Below are 20280 nucleotides of genomic sequence, written 5' to 3'. Positions count from 1 at the left end.
TATGAGCTATTTAATTACACAACTTATGCGTGAATGGGGCTTTTTACTGCGCCAAAAATACGTAGTGGTATTACTACTGTGTAGCCTTGTTTTATCGGGGTTTGCTATTTACAGCGGGTTAAGCGAAGTAAGCGCACAGCAGCAAACAATAGAGCGCTTAAAAGCAGCAGATCAAAGCGACCGCGCCAAAGTACAGAAAAAGCAAAGCGATGCAGGCATGTTGGCTTATTACAGCTTTCATTTAACGTACTCGCAGCCATCTAACCTGGCATTTGCTGCTTTAGGCGAGCGCGATATATTCCCGTGGAAACACCGCATTAATTTATTAGCGCTTGAGGGGCAAATTTACGAAAGCGATGCACAAAATGCTGAGGTGGCTCAAGCCGGTAAAATAGATTTTGTGTTTGTAATTAGTGCGCTAGCGCCACTGGTTATTATTTTGCTGTTTCATGATTTATTTGCAAGCGAGCGTACCAGCGGTAGGCACGATTTATTAGTCACTACAGCTAAGTCTTACTTTGCTTTGTGGGGCGCTCGTATAACCGTAAGGTTTGTAGCAATAACAGTGTGTTTAATGCTGCCATTTTTTGTAGGCGGATTTATAGCTGGGGCAAGCGCGTATGAAGTGGCGTATGTATCGCTGTTGTGTATTGCCTACCTTGCATTTTGGACTGCACTAAGCGTGTGGTGGGGTAAAAATGCCACCAGTGCGCCACGTGTTGCCTCCAGCTTAATTGGTTTGTGGGTGTTGTTTGCTTTTATCATTCCTATTTTAGGCGACCTTGCTATAAACAAGTCAGTGCATTCGCCTAAAGGGGGCGACATTATGCTTACTCAACGTGAAGCTGTAAACGATGCGTGGGATTTACCAAAATCTGCCACTATGCAGCCTTTTATTAAAGAGTACCCAGCGCTTGCACCATATATTGATATGAACAGCGAATTTGAATGGAAATGGTATTACGCATTTCAGCAAATGGGCGATTTAAAAGCGGCAAAGCTTTCAAAGGCCTATCGCGACGCAGCCGCTAAAAAATACGAGTTAGCCGGTTTTGTATCTTGGATTTCGCCACCGTCGTTATTGCAGCGCAGCTTAACCCGTGCTGCCAATACCGATTCAATTGCCGCTTATGCTTATGAGCAGAAAATTAGAGATTTTCATCAACAATTACGCGAGTTTTATTACCCGTGGTTATTTTACAAAGGCGACCCAACTAAAGCAGCCCTTGAAAACATGCCACGCTTTGAAAACACCACACAAAGCGGCAACTAAAAATACAGCGCTAAACGTACCTGTTTAGCGCGATTAAAATTACTACATAACTATAAAATACTTACATTTCTCACAAGGTTAACAATGAAAACCAATACAAAAGGGCTTAAGCTCACCTATTTAAGTACTTGCTTAGTAAGCTTATTTAGCAGCCACGTTATGGCCGCTGAGCAAAACCAGCAAAGTAAAAGCGTAAAGGATGACGCAATTGAAAAAGTAACCGTTGTTTCATCTCGCCAGGCTTATCAAGGTAACTTTAGCCCTTTAGAAACACCGCAGTCAGAGCTTAAAATTGATTTAGAAGCCCTTGAAAACGCAGGCGCAGTAAGCCTTGATCAAGCGCTTGATTTATCAGCCTCTGTTGCGCGACAAAACAACTTTGGTGGGCTGTGGAATAGTTTTTCGTTACGTGGCTTTGTAGGTGACGAAAACCTGCCAAGTAATTACTTAGTCAATGGCTTTAATGCAGGACGTGGCTTTGGTGGCTCACGTGATTTGTCGGGTATTGAGTCGGTAGAGGTTTTAAAAGGTCCGCGCGCGGCTTTATTTGGCCGTGGTGAACCAGGTGGCACCGTAAACCTAGTTACTAAAAGCCCAACGTTTGACACCGCAGGCGAAATTAAGCTCTCTGTAGGTAGTTTTGATACTTACCGCGCCGATGTTGATTACACTACAGCGCTTAACGACGATGTAGCAATTAGATTGGTTGGTTTTTACGAAGACGCCGAAAGCTTTAGAGATACCATCGAAACCACTAAACAAGGCTTTAGCCCATCAATAGTGTGGAATATTAATAATAACAGCCAATTAATATACGAGCTTGAATATAGCGACCAAGAAGTACCGTTTGATAGAGGTGTATTAGCCATAGATGGCGAGCTTGGCCTTATACCTGAAAGTCGCTTTTTAGGTGAGCCGGGCGATGGCCCAATTGAAGCCGATGTATTGGGGCACCAGTTAGAGTATATTCATGACTTTGATGATAACTGGAGCATTTTATTTGGTGCAAACTACCGCGATACTTCTTTAGAAGGCTTTGCAACCGAGACCGGTTTTGCTGGTGTAATAAATGGCGAAGTAAACCGCTTTAGACGCTATCGGGATTACGATTCTACTTATCAAGTACTGAGAGCTGAAGTGAGCGGTAACGTTAACGTAGCAGGCTTTGAAAATCGTTTAATAATCGGAATAGATGGCGATAAATTTGAAAATGATCAATTTGCACTGCGTGTACGTGGCGATCAATACATTAATGTATTTAACCCCGTTTACGGCGCGTACGCATTACCAACGCCCACATCAAATACTGACCGCGTAGAAATTCAAGAATCGGTAGGGGTATTCATTCAAGACCAAATAAGCCTAACCGATAAGTTAGATATACGTATTGGTGCACGTTTTGATGATTACGAGCAGCGCATAAATAACCGCCTAGCTAACACTAACACTAAACAAACGCAGTCACGCGTGAGCCCGCAGTTTGGTGTGGTTTATGAAGCAAGCGATTATGTATCTGTTTATGGTGCTTACGGTGAGAACTTCCGTCCGCTTTCGGGGGCCGATGCTAATGGCGATGGTTTTGAGCCAAACCAATCTACATCTACAGAGGTGGGAGTTAAATTTCCATTAAACGATGGCGCATTATTTGGTACTGTTGCCGTGTTTAAAGTACAGCAAGACAACATGCTAGTAGTAGACGATGCAACAGCGTTTACCTATGCAGCCATTGGCGAAGCGCAAAGTAAAGGCATAGAAATAGACCTAACGGGTGAGCTTACCGATACGCTTGAAGTTTGGGCGTCGTATGCCTATGTTGATGCAACAATCGAAAACTCATTTTTTGATGCTAACTTTGGTTACACAGTAGAAGCGGGCTCATCACTATTAAACGTGCCTGAGCAACAGCTTAGTTTACAGTTAGTGCAATCTGCTGTTCTTTACGGTAAAGCCATTAAGTTTGGTGGTGGTTTATTACATGTGGGCAAGCGTAACGGTTTTTTTGGTACCGACTTTGAGTTACCAAGTTACACAACAGCGCGTGTTTTTGTAAATTACGATGTGACAAACGAAATTGGCATTGCGGTTGAGGTAAATAACCTGTTTGATGAAACGTACTACACAAACTCGTTTGCCGATGCGTGGGTACAACCTGGTACACCAAGAAACGTTAAGTTTTCTGCATCCTATAAGTTTTAAACGTATCCATTAAAACGATATAAAAAAATAGGCTGCTTATATAGGCAGTCTATTTGTTTTTAAATTAATTATTTTAAGTATCCATCAAAAATTTGCTTGTACTTGCCGGATTCTTTGAGTTTTTGCAGTTGTAAATTAAAGTCATTGCGTACTTTTTTAGACTTAAATAAATATCCATTAGGGCTTTTTCCAAATAAAGGGAACCTATCAATTTTTTGTGTTGTATCAATATCTTTTATATTTGCGCGAAAGTAGTCAAAGCTTTGTTTATCCATTTGTATAACATCTACCTTGTCTAAGTACAAAAATTTAACTTGAAGCGATTGGTCGTGTATTTCGTTATACAATGGATTAGCTTTAGCCATATTTGCATACTCATCTCCTAAGTGAATGGCAGCACTTGGCCATGACAATAGACTATAATTTTTCAAATCGGCTATTTCACTCAATTTAAAGTTGTTTTTACTTAAAGCAAAAGCAAGATTTTCGTATGTATAAGACGCATATGATAAATAACCTTTTAGGATGTTTCCGTTTGCAGTATTTAAATTAATATCTGCTACTACATCGATATTTCCTTTTTTATACTCTTTTACACGCCGAGTGTAAGGATAATATCGAGACTCAATTGTGTAGCCTAAAGGTGTTAAAGCCGCTGTAATAATATCTACTGTTAGACCACTATTTGAATCAGGGAATACGAAAGGGGGAAGTTTTTCACCAAAACCTACTACGAGCGTTTGCTCAGTGATTGATGCATTAACGATGGGTGATAATAACAATGCGGCTATTAAAATGCTGTTTAACGTCATTTCTACTGCAATAAATTAACTATTAATGTTTAAAAGATAGTTATTAACGTGTAAAGCAACAAGTAAAAAGCCCATTAAACTAATTATTAATTAGCTTTAATGGACTGATTGATATCAGTTTTATACAGGGGTATTAAAATGGTGCGTAGCCATCGGGTGTTGTTACTGGCGTAGTCCAGCGCTTTGTAGCATCTATTACTGGGCGTTGTGCGCCTTGAGCTGGTAAACGCCCGCGGTCGCCAAACAACCACAGTACAAAGTTGGTTCTATCGCCACTCGTTATGGGTTTAGCAGCATGTGCCACACTTCCTCTGTGGATCATCGCGATACCTGGCTTAAAACTAAGTTGAGTTACTTTACCTGTAACTAGGTCGTAAAAATCAAGCTCAGAACCGGTAAACTCCTCACCCGGTAAATTTAAATTAATATTTAACGTTACCGCTGATGCATCAGTATGTGGGCGAATAGACGCATCTGTACTTGGGTCGTAGTAAATAGAAAAACCAAATGTTTGCGTGTCGTAACCTGTAATTTCAGGAAATAATAAACGCGCTATAGGGCGCATATAGGTGTTTAGCATTTCGTTATAAAATGTTTGAAAACTAGGGGCTGCTAAATAGCCTTCTGATCGTTTATCGAGCATAACGCCGCGGCGGTTTAATACAATACCGTACGGTGGGCGCATTGGGATGTTAGAGTCCCATACTTGATCAAGGTAGCCACGTAAAACGGTTAGGCGCTCAGGATCAAAAAATTGAAACTGAAACATATCAGGTGCCACTTCCTCTAAAAGCGCTTTTACTAAATGCTCTTTAGATGGATTTTCCCATGCTTGTTGTATGGCTTCGCGTAAATTTTTATCGAGTAACGAATCGTCTAGCGTAAAGGTAGACGCGTCAACTTCGCTTGCTTCCCATTCTTTCCACGCGTCTGAAATTAGGTCGTCGTTGCTTGCCCAAAACTGCTGTACCGAGTGATCACGGTTTAACATTTCTTGGCGTGTTGGTAAATCTAGAGCACGGGCTAATTGTAATTGTTTGGTTTTCATACGATGTAACTCCAGTTATTTAATACAGGTTTAACAATCTAGGAGTTAAGTTTATTGTAGAGTTAAATATTAATAAACTGGACAATAAAATAAACAGTATTAATAAAAAATTAATAATAGCATCGTTTAATGCCTTTTTAAGCGTTAAAAAGGCTGCATTAAATGCAGCCTTTAATTTTAATGCGTAACTCTGTCGCCCCAAATATCTTCTAGGCGACTGTCTCGTCCGCATCGCCAGCGATAAGTGTTATAACGGATAGGGTTATTTTTGTAGTAATCTTGATGGTAACTTTCTTTTCCTTTGATAGGGTAGAACACCGTTGTATTTAAAATTGGCGTAACAACGGTTTGACTAGGAAACTCTTTAATAACACGTTGTTTGGATTGCTCTGCTAATTTACGTTCTTCTTCATTAGCAACAAATATAGCACTGCGATAACTGGGGCCTTTGTCGCAAAATTGGCCTTTCGGATCAAAAGGGTCAATATTAACCCAATAATGATTGAGTATGTCTTGATAGCTTACAATGCTAGGTTTATAGGTAATTTCAACCGCTTCATAGTGTCCTTTATGATTACCATTATATGTAGGGTTTTTAATTTTACCCCCCGTAAAGCCAGATATTACGTCGGTTACGCCTTCAAGTTTCTCAAAGTCTGATTCCATACACCAAAAGCAACCCCCTGCAAGCACTGCTTTTTTTGTCTCTTCTGCGTAAGAGAGTGTGCTAAATAAAACGAGGGTAGACGCTAACGTTAATGAGAGTGTTTTTTTCATAAAAATATCCACCTTTATAATTAATTTAACTATACGTTTAATTAGACCTATCAAGTACAAAAGGTATTTCATATTTTTATCTAACAAATTTGGTTTTGGTCAAAAGTGTCTAATTTATATTTTAATACTATGTATTCCACTAAAAACGCAGTTGAAAAGTTTAACCGTGTTGATTAAGGTTAATTCATTGATGATGTAAATTACCTGGTGTTAGATGAACCAATTAACTGAGGAATCAATTAGCTGCCCGTATTGCGGTGAAGTTATAGAGGTATTACTAGATGCTGCAGATATTGATGAACAATACATAGAAGACTGCCAAGTATGCTGTAAGCCTATTTCGTTTGTTGTATTTGAAGACGACGGCGAGCTAAAGGTAAATGTATACAGTGAAGACGATACATTTTAAATTGGCGTAAATTATAAAAAAGGCTGCATAACTGCAGCCTTTTTTATTGATGGGGCGTTACTTATTTTGTTCTCGAGCTAGCTGGTTAGGGAGTAGCTCTTCTACTATTTCGCGAGCGGGAAGCGTGTAACGTGTGCCATCAAACATGACTGAGGTAAACTCATTTATATTAGTAATGCCGGTTAGGGTCCAGCCCTCGCCGCGCTTAGGACAATACACTGTTGTGGTAGGTTGTATTACTTTAAATTCGTCACTCATACTTGTGTGCTCGTTATATAATGCTTGTTAATGCACTATGGTAAGTTAATAATGCAGGTTCATAAAGTGCTATTTGCCCTGTATTTAAATCATGTTTGAAAAAATAAATACGCCTCGTATATCGCTGCGTTTAATATCTCATAAAGATGTAACTAGTTTACATGCTATTTTAAATAATCCTCTTGTTAGCCAGTTTAATGACTACACAACACCCATTAGCAAAAGTGATATCAAACAATTAATACAAAATGATATTAGCGGCTATTATGAGGGAGAGGTTATACGCTTTACGATTACCCAGAATACCCTCAATAAAGTAATAGGTAGTTGTGGTCTGTATAAAATTAATAAAGAAGCAAGAACCGCATTTTTGGGTTTTGAATTAGATCCTGAATTTTGGCAACAAGGCTACATGAAAGAAACGCTGAAAACTTTAATCCCAAAGCTTGTTATGCATTACGAGTTAATAATGCTTTACGCAGAGGTTAACAAAGCTAATACAGCTTCGTGCAAGTTGCTTGAGGGACTAGGGTTTACTAATAACGAAAATATTTGGTTTTGTAGTCTTAAAAATAATTAGTAAAAAGAGAGATACATGTCGTTAAAAATTAATAAAAACTATCTAATTAACCTCGTATTAGCTGTCATTACGTTAAGCTTACTTATTTTAGGCGGCCGCTACTACAATCATTATGTATCGGCTTATACAGACATTACACTTGATTCAAAAATTTTAAATGAATCGCGTAAGGTATTTATTAGGCTACCCGTTAACTACGATACCAATAAAGTTTATTCGTTAATAATAAAAACCGATGGTAACTTTAACCTAGATACGTGGAATGAAACATTAGCGTCTTTCTCAAACAAAGGACAGGCCGAACAAGCTATATTGGTATCAATCCCTAACTTGTTTTTTACGGCTACTCGAAATCGTGATTTGGTACCTCCTTATGCTCGCCAAGACGTTAATACCCAAGCGCCTGCAACAAACAATATAGAACCCAACGGAGAAGCAGATAAGTTTTTACAGTTTATAGAATTAGAATTATTACCTTATTTGACTAATCGATTTAAATTAAACAATAACCGTATTTTAAGTGGGTTTTCTGCTGGTGGCAGTTTTGTGCTTTATACGCTTCATGCTAAACCGGATCTCTTTAATGGCTATTTTGCATTTAGTCCTGCCGCCTGGTATGACGATATGACGGTAGTAAACAAAGTTGACTCGTTTTTAAAGGCGTCGAATAAAATGTTTAAAAAGCCAACGTATTTGTTTTTATCGGTAGGTGAGGAAGAGCATCCACTTATGTTAGAGGCGTATAGTAATTTAGAACAAGCATTAAAGGCCAGCCCTAACGAGCACTTAAAGTGGGAATCTATTATTAATCCCAATGCGGAACATAACGATAATCCAAGACTAAGTGTTGCAGATGCGTTAGGTGGATATCAAAAGTTTTTAAATAAAGGGCCTTAATATGTTGCTAAACCAAACGTTGTAAACAGCCTACAAAATATATATTCAGATTTGCTTTAAGTAACTTTATGTAAATCCAGCAAAGAACACATCATACAATATATGGTAAAAGGTAATCTTAGCAGGTGATTGTATATGAAGATAATAAGCAAGAGTGAGGTTAGGGCAGAGCGCCCTAAGTCACTAGAGCGCGAAAGGGTAATTGCTTTCTACAATTGATATCTAAATCCAAATGCAATGCCGTCATCTTCCGATAGTTCCATTTGAGCTTGCTGATCTTTATCATTGCTTTCAAAGTCACTAAAATCTTTACGTGCTTCTATATACGCAATTGTGTCTTCGTCAATTAAATAATGAACACCAATAACAGTAAATTGACGTTTAAATACATCGTTCGGATCGGTATTAAAGTTTGGCTGAATAACGTAATCATCGCCTGCATCAAATACGTTGTAGGCAATAAAAGGGCGAACATCGTTATCAAAGCGGTACGATGCAAATGTTTCTATACCTATTCCGTCTTTAATTAAGCGACCCAGATTATCTGTGTCATGATTTTTGTTTTTATTAATATTAGCTGCAAAATAAAGACCTTTTTGATCGACGCGACCCCACATAATGCCTGCACCATATATTAGGTCTTCAACATTTTGTGTGGTGCCATCACCGTAAGTTAAATCAAACTCGCCTCGGTTTACACCGGCTGTAAGCGTTAACATGTCAGTAGGGGTATAAGTAACCGAAGCACCAAAGGTGTAGTTAAATTCTACTTGTTGGGCAGCTGTATTGCCTGCATTCCAAAGCGTTTCGCATTCTTGTTCTGTAATGTCACTAACGTCACAGGTATAAAACTCGCTGTTTTTGAGCTGTGCTTGCAGTGTAAAACTTAAGTCATTGTAGCTACTACGATATTGAATAAGTTTATCGCCTCGGCCCGTACCGTTTACTGCGCCATCGTCTTTATTATAGGTATAAACACCCGCTGCATTACCATCCCATACAAAGCTGTTATTTGTGCCATAAACAACGTCGTACCATGCACCCCATTGCTTACCAATTGTAATTTGGCCGTATTTATCATGCGAAAGGCCGGCATAACCTAAACGGTTATATAAAAATTCATCCTGAATTGATTCAAAGCGATTGTTGTAAATAATATCGCTACTACCTACAGGGTTTACACCCCATTCAACTAGTCCTAGGGCTTTCCAGCCTTGCTTAAGTTTTCGGTCAATTTTAAAATTTATACGTGATGTACCGTTCACGACTTCAGTTTGGTTTTGCGTATTTATTACTCTTACGTCTATAAAACCACCTACACTCATTGAATTGCGTTCGTCCGTGTATATGTTTACTTCAGAGAATACTGAAGGGCTAACCATTATTGCTATTAGCATTGATGTTAGTTTCAATTTCATTGTGTGTTTCCTTGTTTGCGATGTGGTCAATCATAAGTGCAGGGCACACTAGCAAACACTTTTGTTTGTCAAAAGTGAAAAAACATCATCGAAATTTTATACATAATAGGTAGACATTCACGCTGAGTTAATTGTGTTTTTAAGTTGTTATGAATGTGTATTTTTATAGTAAATACACAAGTAGTTTGAAAATTTACAACCTTAAAAACATTTAATTATTGTGATGATTTTTCAAGTTAGCTATTAATTATGTTTCTAGTATAAAAACTCTAATTCTTATGTTTTTCAATTAAATAGCATAACCTTACTTAATTTTTAAAAATTTATATGAGCATGGCTTTTAAGCCTTAAATTTAATATTAACCATAAGGTAAATACGAAAATAAAATAAGAAATCTATACTCTTAATCATTAAGTTTTGGTGCTTGGTAAGTTTGATTTGTGATAGAAAAATAGGCCATTTTGGTTTAAACTGCGCGCAATTTAAATACATCCTGTCTCCCTTGGAGGGTAGCGCTATTATTAGTACAGCTAACATCACCATGCAATTTGGTGCTAAACCGTTATTTGAAAATATCTCAGCAAAATTTGGCGAAGGAAACCGTTACGGTTTAATTGGTGCAAATGGTTGTGGTAAATCAACATTTATGAAAATACTCAGTGGTGAACTGGAGCCATCTTCGGGTAACGTAAGCACTGATCCAAATGAGCGTGTTGCTAAACTAAATCAAGACCAGTTTGCTTACGAAGAATACTCTGTAATTGATACTGTGATCATGGGTCACAAAGAGTTATGGGCTATTAAACAAGAACGTGATCGTATTTATTCTTTACCTGAAATGAGTGAAGAAGACGGTATGAAAGTAGCCGATCTTGAAACTGAATTTGCTGAAATGGATGGTTACTCAGCCGAGTCTAAAGCGGGTGAGCTTTTATTAGGTGTTGGTATTGCTACTGAGCAGCACTATGGTCCTATGTCTGAAATTGCACCGGGTTTTAAACTGCGAGTGTTACTTGCACAGGTTCTGTTTTCTGACCCTGATATTATGCTACTTGATGAGCCTACCAATAACTTGGACATTTACACCATCAAGTGGTTAGAAGATGTATTGAATCAGCGCGATTGTACTATGATCATCATCTCGCATGACCGTCACTTCTTAAACTCTGTGTGTACACACATGGCCGACATAGATTACGGTGAGCTACGCATTTATCCTGGTAACTACGACGAATACATGTTTGCAGCAACGCAAGCACGTGAACGCCTATTAAGTGAAAATGCAAAGAAGAAAAGTCAAATTGCCGAGCTCCAGCAGTTTGTATCACGCTTCTCGGCGAATGCTTCAAAAGCTAAGCAAGCCACATCGCGTGCTAAGCGTATCGATAAAATTCAGTTAGACGAAGTAAAAGCATCATCTCGTCAAACACCGTTTATTCGTTTTGACCAAGAAAAACAGCTGTTCCGTAACGCGCTAGAAATGACAAGTATCAGCCAAGGTTTTGAAGACAATACTTTATTCTCAGGCCTTGAAGGTTTAGTAGAAGTTGGCGAACGTATTGCCATAATTGGTGAAAACGGCGTAGGTAAAACAACGTTACTTAACACGTTAGCAGGTAAACTTGCACCAAAGGCAGGTGAATTTAAGTGGTCTGAAAACGCTAACATTGGCTACTATGCGCAAGACCACGCTGACGAATTCGAAAAAGACATGAACTTGTTTGAGTGGATGGAGCAATGGCAGCAAGAAGGCGACGATGAACAAGTTGTTCGTAGTTTCTTAGGACGTATGTTGTTTTCACAGAACGATATTAAAAAGTCGGTAAAAGTAATATCAGGTGGTGAGCAAGGCCGTATGTTGTTTGGCAAAATTATGATGCATAAACCAAACATACTTTTAATGGATGAGCCAACCAACCACATGGATATGGAATCGATTGAAGCACTAAACTTAGCGCTTGAAGCATACGAAGGCACTTTACTTTTTGTATCGCATGACCGCCAGTTTGTTTCTTCTGTTGCAACCCGTATATGGGAAATTAAAGACGGTAAAATAATCGACTTTAGAGGTAATTACTCTGAGTACCTAGCAAGTAAAGAAGCGTAATTACGTTGTAATTTCAGATTTACAAAAAGCCATGTTTAACATGGCTTTTTTTGTTTTTGTTGCGTGTTAATTATTTATAAAAAATTAGCCTTTAATCTTCATTTAATACCATTCGAACCTCGCAAATTAAACGTGTTTGGGTATAATACCCGCCTAAAACCGGACATAAGTCCGCTATTTTAAAATACATTACTGAGGAGTATTTATGACTGTTGGCATTATTATGGGTTCTAAGTCAGATTGGCCAACCATGGAACACGCTGCACTGATGCTAGAGCAGTTTGGTATTAAGTACGAAACCAAAGTTGTATCTGCACACCGCACTCCTCAATTACTTGCTGATTATGCAAGCTCTGCTGCAGAACGTGGAATTAAAGTTATTATTGCGGGCGCAGGTGGCGCAGCCCATTTACCGGGTATGGCAGCGGCTTTTACATCTGTTCCTGTTTTAGGCGTTCCTGTGAAATCAAAGGCATTAAATGGTGTTGATTCTCTATTGTCAATTTGCCAAATGCCAAAAGGGGTAGCAGTAGGTACCTTAGCAATTGGTGAACCAGGTGCTGCAAACGCAGGCTTATTAGCCGCACAAATTTTAGGGTGCCATAACCCCGACATTTTTGAAAAAATCGAAGCGTTTCGTAAAAATCAAACAGACACAATATTAGCCAACCCAAACCCTGCAGAGTAACAATGAATATTTTAATTTTAGGTGCCGGACAACTTGCACGTATGATGAGCCTTGCAGGCGCACCGCTTAATTTGAATGTAGTTGCCTACGATGTGGGAACTAAACAAATTAAGCACCCGCTAACGGGTGAGATTTACACAACTACACTTGAACAAGCTATTAGCGACGCTGATGCAATCACGGCAGAATTTGAGCATATTCCTGATGATGTATTAACGCTATGTTGCAACAGTAATAAGTTTTATCCGGGTAAAGCCGCGATTAAAACGGGTGGCGATAGAGCACTAGAAAAAGCGTTACTTAACAAAACCGGTGTTGAATGCGCGCCTTATCAGTTAATTACAGAAAAAGTACATTTGGAGTTGGCCGCTAAAAACCTGGGTAAGCCACTTGTTATAAAAACCTGCCAAGCAGGGTACGATGGTAAAGGGCAGTGGCGTTTAAAATCTGATGATCAAATTGATGAAATTTGGTCTGAAATGGCTGAGTTTATAGCATCGGGAACACAAGATGCACCGCATACTATTATTGCTGAAAAAATGATCCCGTTTGACCGAGAAGTGTCGATTATTGGCGCACGAGATAATCACGGTAATGTTGCAATTTACCCATTAACAGAAAACGAGCACACCAACGGTGTGTTAACACTGTCGGTTGCGGGTAAAAATAACCAAAATGTTGAAGCTCAAGCAAACGATGCATTTACAAAAATTGCAAACGAACTTAACTATGTAGGTGTATTGGCCATTGAGTTTTTTGATGTAATGGGCACGCTATTAGTTAATGAAATTGCACCGCGTGTACATAATTCAGGTCATTGGACTCAGCAAGGTTGCCATTGTTCGCAATTTGAAAATCATATGCGTGCCGTTGCAGGTTTACCACTTGGTAATACTGAGCTTAAACATATTACGGCTATGATCAATGTACTCGGACAAGCAAGTATCCCTGCTGAGGTACTTACATTACCCGACGTGACAAGTCATTGGTACGGTAAAACGGCGAAGCCAGGTCGTAAAATGGGTCATATAAATGTATCGGCTCATAATATGAATGACCTGTCAGATAAGTTAAGCCAATTAACTGATTATTTACCAGAACACGATTACCCGGGAATTTTAAAAACGGCAGAAAAGCTTATTCTAAGTTAGGGTTGGTTTTTTGAATGGCTAAAGCTTTATGGTCCAGTAGGTTATGATTAGGGAAGCCTTCTTACTGTTTTGCACATGGATGTTATTTAGGGATTGAGCAGATCTTAGAAGCAGTTACTGTCCGACTAGTTCAAAACTATACGAATAAAAAATGAAATAATAAAAGCCGAGTAAACTCGGCTTTTTTTTGCTTGAAAAAACAAAAACAGGTTACATTATTAAATAATCAAAATTGCTTTTCTATAAGTAGGATAATTAAATGAAATTTGATCTAACGTTTGGTGCGTTGCTAACAGCTGCTTCATTGAGTCTCAATGCGTACGCAACCGATACAATTCGTGTTGCAACGTTTAATGTAAGTATGGATGCCACAAATTACACCGCCAAAGGCGAGCCTATTAAAAGTGATGCCTTAGTCAACGCGCTTACCTCAAACACACAACAGATTAAAAATATTGCAGAAATTATTCAGCGCGTTCGCCCTGATATTATTTTACTGAACGAATTTGATTTTGTTCCTAAAGAGCAAGGTATTGATTACTTTAAAACGCATTACTTAGCCGTAAGCCAAAACAAGCAAAAAGCCATAGATTATCCTTATTCTTATATAGCCCCCGTCAATACTGGACTTGCGACTGAGTTTGACCTAGATAACGATGGTAAAAAAAATAAAGTAATGGGTGATGCCCAAGGCTTTGGCTTTTTTGAAGGGCATTATAGTATGGCCATATTATCGAAATACCCAATTGATTTTGACAAAATCAGAACGCTTCAAACTTTTAAATACAAAGATATGCCTAATGCAAAAATGCCGTTAATGCCAAAAACAGGCGAGAATTGGTATAACGCTAAAGAGTGGCAAGCTCTTAGGTTAAGTTCTAAATCGTTTTGGGATGTACCCGTTGTTATTGATAATAAAGCAGTGCATATATTGGCGTCTCACCCTACGCCTCCTGTGTTTGACGGCGAAGAAGATAGAAATGGTAAACGTAATCATGACGAAATTAGATTAATTGCTGACTACGTAGCCAATGCAGAGTACCTATATGATGATAATGGCAACAAAGGTGGGCTAGATGCTCAGTCACGTTTTGTTATTTTAGGGGATTTAAACGCAGCACCAGAAGGTGATAAAGCGCGTTTAGAAACAACAGATCAATTGCTAAAAAATCCATTAATTAATGCACAGTTTGTACCTAAAAGTGCAGGCGCTAAACAGCAATATGAACTTGCCTATGCACAACACTTTACTGCCAATTGGCAAGCACGAGTAGACTATGTATTGCCATCAACTTACGGTTTAGATATTAAAGAAGGTGGGGTATTTTGGCCAGTTAAATCAGACGAACAATATCGCTTAATTAAAGATAGAAGTGCATCAAGCGATCATCGCCTAGTATGGTTAGATTTAGTGATTAAATAATTAAGGCTTAAGTAAACTGAGCTTTACCCTGTTAAATGGCTATTTATCTTAAAAAATTGCATTAACTTTAGTGCTTCTGCTTAAATACCCGTTAATTATAATAACGGTATAGAAGCACTATGATTTTTAATTTTTCTTCATCTAAAACGTTAGTAGCATTAGCTGTTGCCTCAAGCGTAATGCTTGCGGGTTGTAGTGCAACTGCAAACACAGCCTCTACAAATAATGTTTTGGAAAAAAACAAAGTTGAAGCGGTGGTTAGTACACCTGCCGATGTTGGTTCAAAAAAAATAACTTTAAAACAAGCAATGGCCGATCCTGATTGGATAGGCAACCAACCACAAAATGCCTTTTGGGCTGCTGATTCAGCAACAATTATTTATTCTCAAAAGCAACAAGGTAGCACATTACGTGACTTATTTAGCCAGTCTGTAACGTCACAAACCGCAGAACAAATAGCATTAAATAAACTACATACACTGGGTGCTAGAAACGCGGTTTATTCAAACGACAAAGCTCTGCAAGCCTACGTTTTTAAAGGCAATGTGTTTGTAAAAAATATTAAAACTAACACACTGCGCCAAATAACCCATAGCACAGCTAACGAATCTAATCCGCAGTTTTTAAACGATGGTACATTGGCTTATCGCCAAGGAAATATATTTTTTAAAGTTGATTTAGTAACGGGGTTAACACAAGAAATTGCTAACTTAAAACTTGCTGATAAACCAAAAGGAATTAGCGAGCCAAGTTCGTACATTGCAAAAGAGCAGCATAAGCTTATTGAATACATTGCTCTTGAACACAAAAATAAAAAAGACCAACACGCACGTAACGCGCAAATAAACGAACTAAATAGCTCTGTAGCAAATACAAGTTATTATTTAGGCAAAGATAATAAAGTTGATAACGTAGAACTTTCACCCAATGGAGATGCGTTACTAGTTGTCGTAAAAAAACAATCAAGTTGGCGAAGTGACACCGATATAATGCCACATTATGTGACTGACGACGCCACCATAGCACCTAAAAAAGTTCGCCGTCGCATAGCTGATGCAAAAGAAGAAACATCGCAAGTTATATATATTAATTTAAATGATAAGACACAAAACACACTAGCGTTTGATTCGCTGCCAGGTTTTGATGAAGATGTATTAGCAAGTGTAAAGCAAGAAAATTATGCACGATTAGGTAAAACCTACGAATCAAAGAACTCACCACGCGCTATTAATTTGATCACAAATTGGGGATTAGGACAAAGCCCAATAGTTTGGAATAACGATGGTTCGCAAGTTGCTATTATGCTTGAAGCGTGGGACAACAAAGATCGCTGGATTGCGACCGTAGATTTTGAAAACAATAAACTGGTGTCGCAGCATCGTTTACATGACGACGCATGGATCGCTTATGCATTTAATAATTTTGGCTGGTTGAATAACGAAAACACGCTTTATTACCTTTCAGAAGAGTCTGGGTACAGCCAGCTTTATAAAAAACCATTAAACGGTAACGCCATTGCGTTAACTCAGGGTGAGTTTGAGGTATCAAACCCAACAGTTACAAGCGATGATTCTGCTATTTATTACAAAGCTAATGTTGAACACCCTGGTCTATACGAAATTTTCCGTGTAGATCCACAAACAGCTAAAAGTGAAAAAATTACTGATCTAAATGGCATGACCGACTACACGTTAAGTCCAGATGAAGAAAGATTACTGCTTGTTCATTCAAAAGTTACCATGCCTAGCGAGTTATATATTGCGGATGCTAAAGCAAATGCAACGCCAACACGTTTAACTAATACAGTATCAAGCACTTTTTTATCTAAAAAGTTAACTGCACCGAAAATAGTTGCAGTGCCGTCTAGCCATACTGATACGCCAATATATGCCAAGGTATACTACCCAGCTGATTACGTAGAAGGCGAAGGTGGTAAAACACGTAAAGCGGTTATTTTTAATCACGGTGCAGGTTATTTACAAAACTCACATATGGGTTGGTCTGTGTACTTTAGAGAGTTTATGTTTCATTCATTATTGGCTGATGAAGGTTACGTGGTAATGGATATGGACTACCGTGCATCTAAAGGGTATGGCCGCGACTGGCGTACAGCTATTTATCGTCAAATGGGCACACCAGAAACGCAAGATTTAGCTGATGGTGTTAAATGGATGGCTGAAAATGCTAACGTCGACACGCAAGCAGTAGGCACCTACGGTGGTTCTTATGGTGGCTTTATGACCTTTATGGCATTATTTACTGCACCAGAGTTGTTTCAATCAGGTGCAGCACTTCGCCCGGTAACTGATTGGGCACACTACAATACTGCTTATACTGGCAATATTTTAAACCATCCAGATGTAGATCCCATTGCATACGAACGTAGCTCACCTATTTACTTTGCAGAAGGTTTAAATAAGCCACTATTGATCAATGCACCAATGGTAGACGATAACGTATTTTTTCAAGATTCAGTTCGCTTAGTTCAGCGTTTAATTGAGCTTGAAAAAGAGAACTTTGAAACGGCTATCTTCCCAGTTGAACCACATGGTTTTGTGCAACCGTCAAGTTGGTTAGATGAATACCGCCGTATTTATAAACTATTTAAAGACACCCTTTAAATAAACAATGTAAAACGCCACTTTGGTTAAAGTGGCGTTTTTATTTAACCTTTGGCTCTATTTTTATAATATTTAATAACAAGCTCGATGCCTAACAATGATCCACCAATAGCGCCAATTAAATGAGCATCTATTGCAACGGTCGAATTAATAAGCTCGCCAATATCTGCACTTGGACCACTCAATTGCTCATATGCTATTTTTACCCACACACCGATGAATAATAAATAGCCCGATTTAAGCCCTTGTGTAATATCTTTTACTGCGCCCCAAATAATAACACCGTGTAACAGCGCGCTTAAACCTGTATAGATATGTATGTCTGGGCAATAAAAATACACGCCTAAACCGCACCAAAGCGCTAAAGTGATTGTATTTAGAAAGTACCGGGTAGGGGTAGTATACTCACCATGTAATAACCAAATTAAAAAAATCCCGCTTATATTTAACCCCAAATGGGCCCAATTTGCGTGTACAAATTGGCTAGTAAAAATACGCCAAAGCTCACCTTTGTTAACTAATGTTCGGTTAAATTCTAGTAAATTATTTAAATCAAATGCAGCAAAAATAGTGCTAAAAAGTATCAATAATAAAGGTGGTAAAATATAACGAGGCTGTATAGGTAAATTAAGCATTTTATTGTATTTTTTTAGTATTAATTTTTGCATATTGTGCCCGTTTAACTTTAAGATGCCAATTACCTATTGTAATTAAGTGTTTTTAGTATTTTTTATGCATTTTAAACTTAACTCATTATTTGCTATCGGCTTAGGTGTGCTGTCTTTGCCGGTGCTGTCAAAAGAACCCACAAAAGTAGAAGTTCGCGAACCAGAAGCTACCACATCAATTAGTTCTAAGCAGATTGTTGTAGGTGACAAATACATGGTTGCCGCGGCAAATCCGTATGCATCTCAAGCGGGACAGCAAATATTAGCAAAAGGCGGCAGTGCAGTTGATGCAGCAATAGCCACTCAACTTGTTTTAACACTTGTTGAGCCTCAGTCATCGGGTATTGGTGGCGGTACATTTATGATGTACTACAACAAAGAAAATAATAAGTTAACCAGCTTTGATGGAAGAGAAACGGCCCCTAAAAATGCGAATGAAAATTTATTTTTAAATAAGCATGGCAAAGCGGTCAAATGGATTGAAGCCGTTGTAGGCGGTCGTTCTGTAGGCGTACCTGGTGTTCTACATGCCTTTGCAAATGCGCATAAGCACTATGGTTTATTACCTTGGGAACAGCTGTTTAAACCGGCTATTGAACTTGCTGAACAAGGGTTTGTTGTATCGCCTCGATTACATGGTTTGTTAGCTCGCCAGCTAAATCCAGGTGTTATGAGTATGCCAGTGATAAATGAATACTTTTACCCAAATGGTAAACTCATTGAGGCCGGTACCGTTAAAAAAAACCAGCCGCTTGCTGATTTATACAAAGCCATAGCTAATGAAGGCATTGATGCGTTTTATAAAGGTGAAAACGCAAAAAAAATGGTAAGTGCGGTACAAAATTCAAAAATTGCACCCGGTAAATTATCTCAGCAAGACCTTGCACAATACAAAAGCAAAGAACGCGATGCTGTTTGTATAAAATACCGTGTTTATAACGTATGTTCTATGGCACCACCAAGTAGTGGCGGTGTGGCTGTTTTACAAATACTAGGGTTACTAGAGCATACAAATATTTCTGCCTTAAAGCCTAACAGCGAACAAGCAATTCACTACTTCAGCCAAGCGTCGCGTATTGCCTTTGCCGATAGAAATGTATACATGGGTGACCCAGATTTTACTGAGGTACCAACTCAAGCGCTATTAAACAAAAGCTACATTAAATCACGCGCAACACTCATAACCGAAAAAGATCAGCATGCAGTTGCCGGTGACCCCGTTAACTACTTAAGTTATGCACAAGATGATTCGTATGAACTCCCTTCAACATCGCATGTCTCTATTGTTGATAGCTTTGGTAATGCAGTATCAATGACCAGCTCAATAGAAATGGCATTTGGCTCTACAGTTATGGTTAATGGTTATATTTTAAACAATCAGTTAACCGACTTCTCACTTTCTCCACGTAAAAACGGTAAGTTAGTTGCTAATCGTGTAGAGCCAGGAAAACGCCCGCGCAGTTCTATGTCACCGGTTATGGTTTTTAATGAAGATGGTAGCTTACGTTTAGTTGTAGGATCTCCTGGTGGTAGCCGCATTATTGACTACGTCGCTCAAGTAGTTGTTGGCGTTTTAGATTGGAATTTATCGGTGCAAGAAGCTATTAACTTGCCGCGTACTACTAATCGTAATGATTACACCAGCCTTGAAAAAGGCACCATTATTGAATCACTTGCACCAGCACTCACTTCACGTGGTCATAAAGTACGTGTGTTAGACCTAAATTCAGGTTTACATGGTGTTGAAGTGAAAAATAATAAGCTGTATGGCGCAGCCGATCCGCGCCGTGAGGGTGTTGCGTTGTCTGATTTAACTAACAATAACGCCACTTTCAAATTTTAAATTATGTATAATACAAACACGACCTATGTGCGTGTTTGTATTCTCAATGGTCTGACAAGTACTATGTTCATTGCATTTAAATTCTGAGCATTGATAATGACAGATCATAA

General features: G+C 38.6%; 17 protein-coding genes. 11 read left to right on the top strand and 6 right to left on the bottom strand.

Going from position 1 to position 20280, the window contains the following annotated elements:
- Position 1 precedes the first annotated feature (1 nt).
- Both MTP24_RS08315 and MTP24_RS08310 read left to right on the top strand, forming a co-directional pair.
- Positions 2–1273, top strand: a complete 1272-nt coding sequence (locus MTP24_RS08315) for a DUF3526 domain-containing protein (RefSeq protein WP_243530491.1) — start codon at positions 2–4, stop codon at positions 1271–1273.
- A gap of 84 nt (positions 1274–1357) precedes the next feature.
- Positions 1358–3469, top strand: a complete 2112-nt coding sequence (locus MTP24_RS08310) for a TonB-dependent siderophore receptor (protein WP_008133050.1) — start codon at positions 1358–1360, stop codon at positions 3467–3469.
- 68 nt (positions 3470–3537) lie between these two features.
- On the opposite strand, the gene MTP24_RS08305 is transcribed toward MTP24_RS08310, so the two are convergent.
- From MTP24_RS08305 to msrA, 3 genes are all read right to left on the bottom strand, one after another.
- Complete coding sequence (locus MTP24_RS08305; protein WP_008133049.1) at positions 3538–4281, bottom strand: transporter substrate-binding domain-containing protein; 744 nt, start codon at positions 4279–4281, stop codon at positions 3538–3540.
- A 133-nt stretch (positions 4282–4414) separates the two neighbouring features.
- Positions 4415–5329: a 2OG-Fe(II) oxygenase family protein gene (locus MTP24_RS08300; protein ID WP_243530488.1), complete on the bottom strand. Its 915-nt coding sequence runs from the start codon at positions 5327–5329 to the stop codon at positions 4415–4417.
- Positions 5330–5506: 177 nt separating this feature from the next.
- Positions 5507–6106, bottom strand: coding sequence for a peptide-methionine (S)-S-oxide reductase MsrA (msrA, locus tag MTP24_RS08295; protein WP_138740961.1), 600 nt, complete (start codon positions 6104–6106; stop codon positions 5507–5509).
- Between the two features lie 214 nt (positions 6107–6320).
- Here msrA and MTP24_RS08290 point away from each other — a divergent pair, with 214 nt between their 5' ends.
- Positions 6321–6515: a CPXCG motif-containing cysteine-rich protein gene (locus MTP24_RS08290; protein WP_008133045.1), complete on the top strand. Its 195-nt coding sequence runs from the start codon at positions 6321–6323 to the stop codon at positions 6513–6515.
- Between the two features lie 57 nt (positions 6516–6572).
- Here MTP24_RS08290 and MTP24_RS08285 read toward each other — a convergent pair whose 3' ends face one another.
- Positions 6573–6773 carry a hypothetical protein gene (locus MTP24_RS08285; protein ID WP_008133044.1) on the bottom strand — a complete coding sequence of 67 codons (201 nt, stop codon included), beginning with the start codon at positions 6771–6773 and terminating at the stop codon, positions 6573–6575.
- Positions 6774–6864: 91 nt separating this feature from the next.
- Here MTP24_RS08285 and MTP24_RS08280 point away from each other — a divergent pair, with 91 nt between their 5' ends.
- Together MTP24_RS08280 and MTP24_RS08275 are read left to right on the top strand one after the other, a co-directional pair.
- Positions 6865–7353 carry a GNAT family N-acetyltransferase gene (locus tag MTP24_RS08280; protein WP_008133042.1) on the top strand — a complete coding sequence of 163 codons (489 nt, stop codon included), beginning with the start codon at positions 6865–6867 and terminating at the stop codon, positions 7351–7353.
- Positions 7354–7368: 15 nt separating this feature from the next.
- A complete protein-coding gene (locus MTP24_RS08275; RefSeq protein WP_008133040.1) occupies positions 7369–8250 on the top strand; it encodes an alpha/beta hydrolase-fold protein in 882 nt (293 codons plus the stop codon).
- Between the two features lie 209 nt (positions 8251–8459).
- Here MTP24_RS08275 and MTP24_RS08270 read toward each other — a convergent pair whose 3' ends face one another.
- Entirely contained in the window at positions 8460–9668 is a 1209-nt protein-coding gene (locus tag MTP24_RS08270) for a porin (protein ID WP_243530486.1), read from the bottom strand.
- 518 nt (positions 9669–10186) lie between these two features.
- Here MTP24_RS08270 and MTP24_RS08265 point away from each other — a divergent pair.
- From MTP24_RS08265 to MTP24_RS08245, 5 genes are all read left to right on the top strand, one after another.
- On the top strand, positions 10187–11776 hold the full coding sequence (locus MTP24_RS08265) for an ABC-F family ATPase (protein WP_083830945.1): 1590 nt from the start codon (positions 10187–10189) through the stop codon (positions 11774–11776).
- A 205-nt stretch (positions 11777–11981) separates the two neighbouring features.
- Complete coding sequence (purE, locus tag MTP24_RS08260) at positions 11982–12464, top strand: 5-(carboxyamino)imidazole ribonucleotide mutase (protein ID WP_006792966.1); 483 nt, start codon at positions 11982–11984, stop codon at positions 12462–12464.
- Between the two features lie 2 nt (positions 12465–12466).
- Positions 12467–13615, top strand: coding sequence for a 5-(carboxyamino)imidazole ribonucleotide synthase (locus tag MTP24_RS08255; protein WP_008133035.1), 1149 nt, complete (start codon positions 12467–12469; stop codon positions 13613–13615).
- Positions 13616–13874: 259 nt separating this feature from the next.
- Entirely contained in the window at positions 13875–15038 is a 1164-nt protein-coding gene (locus MTP24_RS08250; RefSeq protein WP_008133034.1) for an endonuclease/exonuclease/phosphatase family protein, read from the top strand.
- 119 nt (positions 15039–15157) lie between these two features.
- Positions 15158–17659 carry a prolyl oligopeptidase family serine peptidase gene (locus MTP24_RS08245; RefSeq protein WP_243530484.1) on the top strand — a complete coding sequence of 834 codons (2502 nt, stop codon included), beginning with the start codon at positions 15158–15160 and terminating at the stop codon, positions 17657–17659.
- A gap of 44 nt (positions 17660–17703) precedes the next feature.
- Here the strand turns inward: MTP24_RS08245 and rrtA are convergent, their stop codons facing one another.
- On the bottom strand, positions 17704–18327 hold the full coding sequence (rrtA, locus tag MTP24_RS08240; RefSeq protein ID WP_235591539.1) for a rhombosortase: 624 nt from the start codon (positions 18325–18327) through the stop codon (positions 17704–17706).
- 64 nt (positions 18328–18391) lie between these two features.
- Between rrtA and ggt the strand changes: the two genes are divergently transcribed.
- Entirely contained in the window at positions 18392–20170 is a 1779-nt protein-coding gene (ggt, locus tag MTP24_RS08235) for a gamma-glutamyltransferase (RefSeq protein ID WP_243530482.1), read from the top strand.
- Positions 20171–20280 lie beyond the last annotated feature (110 nt).

Origin of the sequence: Pseudoalteromonas sp. APM04 (assembly GCF_022809815.1) — a bacterium.
Taxonomy (GTDB): domain Bacteria; phylum Pseudomonadota; class Gammaproteobacteria; order Enterobacterales; family Alteromonadaceae; genus Pseudoalteromonas; species Pseudoalteromonas marina.
The sequence above is the reverse complement of the archived record's forward strand: the minus strand, read 5'-3'. Positions and strand labels throughout refer to the sequence as shown.

Excerpts from the sequence above, each read along its gene's own strand:
- MTP24_RS08305 (WP_008133049.1), bottom strand. The coding sequence starts at position 4,281 with ATGACGTTAAACAGCATTTTAATAGCCGCATTGTTATTATCACCCATC.
- MTP24_RS08285 (WP_008133044.1), bottom strand. The coding sequence starts at position 6,773 with ATGAGTGACGAATTTAAAGTAATACAACCTACCACAACAGTGTATTGT.
- MTP24_RS08270 (WP_243530486.1), bottom strand. The coding sequence starts at position 9,668 with ATGAAATTGAAACTAACATCAATGCTAATAGCAATAATGGTTAGCCCT.
- MTP24_RS08280 (WP_008133042.1), top strand. The coding sequence starts at position 6,865 with ATGTTTGAAAAAATAAATACGCCTCGTATATCGCTGCGTTTAATATCT.
- MTP24_RS08315 (WP_243530491.1), top strand. The coding sequence starts at position 2 with ATGAGCTATTTAATTACACAACTTATGCGTGAATGGGGCTTTTTACTG.
- rrtA (WP_235591539.1), bottom strand. The coding sequence starts at position 18,327 with ATGCAAAAATTAATACTAAAAAAATACAATAAAATGCTTAATTTACCT.
- purE (WP_006792966.1), top strand. The coding sequence starts at position 11,982 with ATGACTGTTGGCATTATTATGGGTTCTAAGTCAGATTGGCCAACCATG.
- MTP24_RS08290 (WP_008133045.1), top strand. The coding sequence starts at position 6,321 with ATGAACCAATTAACTGAGGAATCAATTAGCTGCCCGTATTGCGGTGAA.
- MTP24_RS08250 (WP_008133034.1), top strand. The coding sequence starts at position 13,875 with ATGAAATTTGATCTAACGTTTGGTGCGTTGCTAACAGCTGCTTCATTG.
- msrA (WP_138740961.1), bottom strand. The coding sequence starts at position 6,106 with ATGAAAAAAACACTCTCATTAACGTTAGCGTCTACCCTCGTTTTATTT.
- MTP24_RS08300 (WP_243530488.1), bottom strand. The coding sequence starts at position 5,329 with ATGAAAACCAAACAATTACAATTAGCCCGTGCTCTAGATTTACCAACA.
- MTP24_RS08245 (WP_243530484.1), top strand. The coding sequence starts at position 15,158 with ATGATTTTTAATTTTTCTTCATCTAAAACGTTAGTAGCATTAGCTGTT.
- MTP24_RS08275 (WP_008133040.1), top strand. The coding sequence starts at position 7,369 with ATGTCGTTAAAAATTAATAAAAACTATCTAATTAACCTCGTATTAGCT.
- MTP24_RS08255 (WP_008133035.1), top strand. The coding sequence starts at position 12,467 with ATGAATATTTTAATTTTAGGTGCCGGACAACTTGCACGTATGATGAGC.
- MTP24_RS08310 (WP_008133050.1), top strand. The coding sequence starts at position 1,358 with ATGAAAACCAATACAAAAGGGCTTAAGCTCACCTATTTAAGTACTTGC.
- ggt (WP_243530482.1), top strand. The coding sequence starts at position 18,392 with ATGCATTTTAAACTTAACTCATTATTTGCTATCGGCTTAGGTGTGCTG.